The sequence below is a fragment of the Streptomyces yangpuensis genome (assembly GCF_001005295.1).
GTDB lineage: Bacteria > Actinomycetota > Actinomycetes > Streptomycetales > Streptomycetaceae > Streptomyces > Streptomyces yangpuensis.
Window position 1 is genome coordinate 205,045 of record NZ_LBMK01000006.1, and the last position, 6,047, is coordinate 211,091.

The 6,047-nt window shown below is 70.5% G+C and carries 5 protein-coding genes; 2 read left to right on the top strand and 3 right to left on the bottom strand.

What is annotated here, in order from left to right:
* Positions 1–11: 11 nt before the first annotated feature.
* The 3 genes from AAT21_RS27330 to AAT21_RS27340 form a co-directional block, all read right to left on the bottom strand.
* Positions 12–203: a hypothetical protein gene (locus AAT21_RS27330; RefSeq protein WP_046779599.1), complete on the bottom strand. Its 192-nt coding sequence runs from the start codon at positions 201–203 to the stop codon at positions 12–14.
* Between the two features lie 278 nt (positions 204–481).
* Positions 482–1,813 (bottom strand): class I SAM-dependent RNA methyltransferase, encoded by a 1,332-nt coding sequence (locus tag AAT21_RS27335; RefSeq protein ID WP_046779600.1) that lies wholly within the window; start codon positions 1,811–1,813, stop codon positions 482–484.
* A gap of 99 nt (positions 1,814–1,912) precedes the next feature.
* Positions 1,913–3,967 carry an APC family permease gene (locus AAT21_RS27340; RefSeq protein ID WP_046779601.1) on the bottom strand — a complete coding sequence of 685 codons (2,055 nt, stop codon included), beginning with the start codon at positions 3,965–3,967 and terminating at the stop codon, positions 1,913–1,915.
* A 305-nt stretch (positions 3,968–4,272) separates the two neighbouring features.
* Between AAT21_RS27340 and AAT21_RS27345 the strand changes: the two genes are divergently transcribed.
* Together AAT21_RS27345 and AAT21_RS27350 are read left to right on the top strand one after the other, a co-directional pair.
* Positions 4,273–4,941, top strand: a complete 669-nt coding sequence (locus AAT21_RS27345) for a potassium channel family protein (RefSeq protein ID WP_030838372.1) — start codon at positions 4,273–4,275, stop codon at positions 4,939–4,941.
* Entirely contained in the window at positions 4,938–5,600 is a 663-nt protein-coding gene (locus AAT21_RS27350; protein ID WP_046779602.1) for a potassium channel family protein, read from the top strand. The genes AAT21_RS27345 and AAT21_RS27350 overlap by 4 nt, the downstream gene beginning before the upstream one ends.
* The last annotated feature ends 447 nt before the right edge of the window (positions 5,601–6,047 follow it).

Below are 6,047 nucleotides of genomic sequence, written 5' to 3' on the forward strand. Positions count from 1 at the left end.
ATGGGGCGGCGCTACGAGGCCTGATTGCTGCGGAGCCACGCGATGCCGCCGACGATGCTCACCGCACCTGCGCAAGGGATCACGATGGCGGTCACGCTGTCACCGAACAGCGGTGCGACAACAGCAGCGAGCACGCATACGGCTGCCGCCGCCCACATCAGTCCCTCACCGCGGGCCTTCATCTGAATCCGGCTCTTGGTCATGTGTCTTCTCCTTTGTTCTGGATGAGCTTGCCGAGCGTTCAGGACGCTTCGTAGCGGGTGAAACGGCTCGGCCCGAGCGCCGCGAGGATCACGGTGTAGGCGCCCAGCACCAAGAAACCCTGCAGGGCCGACGGAGGGTCCATGCCCGCCGCCGCGTCGATGACGGTTCCACCGCTGGCCGTGTCTCCTGCCCCACCCGGACCCGAAGCGGGCCGCCCCCATCCGCACCATCGGTTCGACGAACCGGGCGCGTAACGCACACTCAGAGAAGCCGCAGGTCAGCGACCCTTTTCGGCAGGCTCGAGGATCGCGACACACTCGACGTGGTGGGTCATCGGGAAAAGGTCGAAGACGCGGAGGGTGCGGGGCTTGTAGCCGGCTTCCGCGAAGTACGCCAGGTCGCGGGCCAGGGCTGCCGGGTCGCAGGCCACGTACGCGATGCGGCGGGCCGAGAGGCCGGCCACGTGGCGGACCGTCTGCTTGCCCGCGCCCGCGCGCGGGGGGTCCAGGACGACCAGGTCGCACTCCGTGATGCCGGTCTTCGGGAGGACCGTCTCGACCTTGCCCTGTTCGATGCGGACCCGGGGGAAGTCCGCCAGGTTGTGCCGGGCGTCCTCCACCGCGCGCTTCGTGGACTCGATGCCCAGCACCGCGCCCGTCTCGCCGAGGCGCTCGGCCAGGGCGCCCGCGAAGATGCCGACGCCGCAGTACAGGTCGAGGGCCATCTCGCCCTTGCGCGGCATCAGGCCCTGCATGACGGCCTTGATCAGGGTGTCCGCGGCCTGCGGGTGGACCTGCCAGAAGCCGCCCATGCCCACGCGGTACGTACGGCCGTCCGCGCGCTCCCGTACGAAGGGGCGGCCGTGGACGCGGTGGACGCCGCCGTCCTTCTCCTCCACGCGCAGGACGGAGACGGGCTTGTCGAGCTCGACGAGCGGGAGGCGGCCGCCGGGGCGCGGGGTGAGGACCACCTGGCGGTCCTGGGACCCGGTCGCGGCGATCGCCTCGACCGTGGCCATCTGGGGCCAGTCCTGCTTCTCGATGCCCAGCTCGCTGACGCCCGGCGCCGCGATCATGCAGTGGTCGACCGGCTCGATCTCGTGCGAGCGGTGCTTGCGCAGGCCGACGGTGCCGTCCTCGTCCACGGCGTACTGCACGCGGGTGCGCCACTGCGGGACCTGGCCCGCCGGGAGCTTGTCGCCCTCCGCCGGCATGACGGTGCCGTCCCAGCCGGCCTCCTCCGCGGTGAGCCCCGCGAGCCGCTTCAGCTGCTCGGCGACGACCTCGCCCTTGAGCCGGCGCTGCGCGCCCGGCTTGGCGTGCTGCCAGTCGCAGCCGCCGCACCTGCCGGGGCCGGCGTACGGGCACGGGGCCTCGACGCGGTCCTTGGAGGCGTCGAGGACGGTGATCGCGTCGGCGCGCAGGAAGCGGGAGTCGACGTCGCCCTCGGTGACCTTCGCGACGACCTTCTCGCCGGGCAGGGTGTGGCGGACGAACAGGACCCGGCCCTCGGAGGTACGGGCGATGCAGTGGCCGCCGTGCGCGACGGGGCCGACCTCGACCTCGTACTCCTCCCCGACCAGTGACTGCTTCTCGTTCTGCTCCGTCATGGCGGGAAGGCTCCAAGGATAAGAAAGACCACAAAGTGAACGGCCGGACGACCGACCCACCAGTTTACGTGGATCTCGTCCGGCCGTTCACCAACCCGTTCAGCCCTTGCCGGTCGGTGCCTTCGGCGGCCGCGGGGTGTCCACCGGGCCGCGGCGCACCGAGCCCGGGGCGTTCCAGTCCTGGCGCTTCTTCGCCCGCCGCTTGGCGAGCTCCGAGGACTCCAGCTGGTAGGGCACCGAGGTGACCATCACACCGGGGGTGAAGAGCAGCCGGCCCTTGAGGCGCAGGGCGCTCTGGTTGTGCAGCAGGTGCTCCCACCAGCGGCCGACGACGTACTCGGGGATGTACACGCTGACCGCGTCGCGCGGGTTCTCGCTGCGCAGGCCCTTGACGTACTCGATCACCGGGCGGGTGATCTCGCGGTACGGCGAGTCGAGGATCTTGAGCGGGACGTTGATCCCGCGCCGGTCCCACTCCTCGCGCAGCGCCTTGGTCTCGGCCGTGTCGACGCTGATGCTGACCGCTTCCAGGGTGTCCGAGCGGGTGAGCTTGGCGAAGGCCAGGGCGCGCAGCGTGGGCTTGTGGACCTTGGAGACCAGGACGATCGAGTGGACGCGGGAGGGGCGCACGCTGTCGTCGCTGGGGCCCTCGGCGGCGGCGATCTCGGCGGAGACCCGGTCGTAGTGCTTCCGGATCGCGGTCATCGTGCCGTAGAAGATCACCATGCCGAGCAGGGCGACCCAGGCGCCGTGCGTGAACTTGGTGGCCAGGACGACGACCAGGACCATGCCGGTGAAGAAGGCGCCGAAGGTGTTGATCGCCCGGGAGCGGTGCATGCGCCGGCGGGCGGCGGCGTCGCGCTCCGTCTTCAGGTGCCGGTTCCAGTGCCGGACCATGCCGATCTGGCTCAGTGTGAAGGACACGAAGACGCCGACGATGTAGAGCTGGATCAGCTTCGTCGAGTCCGCGTCGTAGATCCAGACCAGCAGTATGGCGGCGCCGGCGAGCAGCACGATGCCGTTGGAGAAGGCGAGCCGGTCGCCGCGCGTGTGCAGCTGGCGCGGCAGGTAGCGGTCCTGGGCGAGGATCGAGCCGAGCAGCGGGAAGCCGTTGTACGCGGTGTTCGCGGCCAGGAAGAGGACGAGCGCGGTGGCCGTGGCCAGCAGGACGAAGAGGATGCTGCCGTTGCCGAAGACGGCCTCGCCGACCTGGGAGATCACCGGGTCCTGGACGTACTCGGGGCCGACGGGGACGCCGTTGTGCAGCAGGTCCTCGGCCGGGTTCTCGGCCATCCGCACGTCGGTGGCCATGGCCAGGCCGATGATCCCGCAGAACATGGTGACGGCCAGGCCGCCCATGAGGGCGAGGGTGGTCGCGGCGTTCTTGCTCTTGGGCTTGCGGAAGGCGGGGACGCCGTTGCTGATCGCCTCGACGCCGGTCAGTGCGGCACAGCCGGAGGAGAAGGCACGGAGCAGCAGGAAGACCATGGCGAAGCCGGCCAGGCCCTTCTGCTCGGGTTCGATCTCGAAATCGGCTGTCGGCGCCGACATGGTCTCGCCGAGGACGATGCCCTTCCAGGCACCCCAGCCGATCATGATGAAGACGGCCGCGACGAAAACATAGGTCGGGATCGCGAAGAGCTTGCCGGACTCCTTCACACCGCGCAGATTCATCAGCGTGAGCAGAAGGATCATGACGATCGCCGAGAGCACCTTGTGCTCGATGACGAAATGCACGGCCGAGCCGAGATTCTCGACTCCGGAGGAGATCGACACGGCGACGGTCAGCACGTAGTCGACGAGCAGGGCGCTCGCGACGGTCAGACCGGCCCGCGGCCCGAGGTTGGTGTTGGCCACCTCGTAGTCGCCGCCACCGCTGGGGTAGGCGTGGACGTTCTGCCGGTAGGAGGCGACCACCGTGAACATCAGCACGACGACCGCGAGGGCGATCCAGGGGCTGTACTGGTACGCGGCGACGCCCGCGATCGACAGGACCAGCAGGACCTCGCCCGGGGCGTACGCCACCGAGGAGAGAGGGTCGGAGGCGAAGACAGGAAGGGCGATCCGCTTGGGAAGGAGCGTTTCCCCGAGGCGGTCGCTGCGCAGCGCCCGGCCGATCAGGATCCGTTTGGGCACGTCGGTCAGTTTGGACACGGAGAGGATCGTAAGCGTTCGAAATCATGCTGACGAACCCCCCACCCCCTCACACCGCAATCCCGTTGCATTTCCTCCCCGAGCGCACCACGACCGCACCACGAGTGCGCCCCGGATACACCCGGGATACACCGCGTATACCCCCCGGGCGCCCCTGGTACCTCCCGGGCGGGTCCCGGGAAGCCCCAAGTGGCCACACCCGTGACCACCCGTGTGTAGCTTGGGCCATGGTCTGAGACCCTGTTAAACCAGAGCATGCAATGAGGCTGGGAACCAGCGCGTCGCTGACAGCCGGAAGGACGGCCGTGCACATCGTCATCATGGGTTGCGGAAGGGTGGGCTCCGCCCTCGCGCAAACCCTGGAACAGCAGGGTCATACGGTCGCAGTCGTCGACCAGGACCCCACCGCATTCCGCCGGCTCGGCGCCGGTTTCGGCGGCCGCCGCGTGACCGGGGTCGGCTTCGACCAGGACACCCTGCGGGAGGCGGGAATCGAGGACGCGGGCGCGTTCGCGGCCGTCAGCAGTGGTGACAATTCCAACATCATCGCCGCTCGGGTGGCCCGGGAGATGTTCGGCGTGGAGAACGTCGCGGCGCGCATCTACGACCCCAAGCGCGCCGAGGTCTACCAGCGCCTGGGCATCCCCACCGTCGCCACCGTGCGGTGGACCGCCGACCAGATGCTGCGCCGGCTGCTGCCCTCGGGCGCCGAGCCGCTGTGGCGGGACCCGAGCGGCGGCGTCCAGCTCGCCGAGGTGCACACCTCCCCCGCCTGGATCGGGCACAAGGTCAGCAAGATCCAGGACGAGACCGGCGTCCGTGTCGCGTTCCTCACCCGGCTGGGCGAGGCGATGCTGCCGACGTCGCAGACGGTGCTGCAGGAGGGCGACCTCGTCCACGTGATGATGCGCACGGACGAGATCGACAAGGTCGAGGCGGCCTTCGCCGAGGGGCCCGAGGAGGCACACGCATGAGGGTCGCTATCGCCGGGGCAGGCGCGGTGGGCCGCTCCATCGCGGGCGAACTGCTGGAGAACGGCCACGAGGTGCTCCTGGTCGACAAGGCGCCGACGGCCATCTCGGTGGAACGGGTGCCGCAGGCCGAATGGCTGCTGGCCGACGCCTGCGAGATCACCTCGCTGGACGAGGCGGCGCTGCAGCGCTGCAACGTCGTCATCGCCGCGACCGGCGACGACAAGGTCAACCTGGTCGTCTCGCTGCTCGCGAAGACCGAGTACGGGGTGCCGCGCGTGGTGGCCCGCGTCAACAACCCGAAGAACGAGTGGCTCTTCAACGAGTCGTGGGGCGTGGACGTCGCGGTCTCCACGCCGCGTCTGATGTCGGCCCTGGTCGAGGAGGCCGTGAGCGTCGGCGACCTGGTACGGCTGCTGCGCTTCAGCCACGGCGACGCCAACCTGGTCGAGCTGACCCTGCCGGCCGACTCCTCGGTCGCGGGTACGCAGATCAGCGAGATCAACTGGCCCGAGGACACCTCGCTGGTCACGATCATCCGCGGCAACCGGGTGCTCACGCCGCACGGCGAGGAGACGCTGGAGCCGGGCGACGAGCTGCTGTTCGTGGCCGCGCAGGCCCGCGAGGAGCAGCTGGAGGACCTCCTCCAGGCCCGCCAGTAGCCCTGCGGGCACGCTCGACGGCCCCGAAGGGGGGCGCACCCGCTGGGTGCGCCCCCCTTCGGGCTTCCCACCCCCGGGCCCGCGGCCCGCACGCGCCCCGGCGACCCAGGCCGCCGGTCGCGGCGGGCGCCGTAGGGCCGTGGCGGGCCCGTGGGGCCAGGGTTGCCGGGCGGGGCCTCCCGGGCCGTGGTGTGCGGTGGGCGGGGTCCCGGCGGAATGTCTCCTCGGCTCGCGCCTGCGGGCACGGCTTCGAGCGCCGGGCGGTGGTTGCGCGCTCGTCCTGAGGGGACACTCCGCCGTGCCCCCGCCCTGGCATCCGGTACGCCGGTACAGGCGGCCGTTGCCACACCTGCGTGGCGGGTCCCCCGCCCCAGCCGTACGCCGCGGCCCCCAGCCCGCGTACACCGCAGCCCGCGAGAAGCGGCGCCCATCGCACGGCACCGCCCC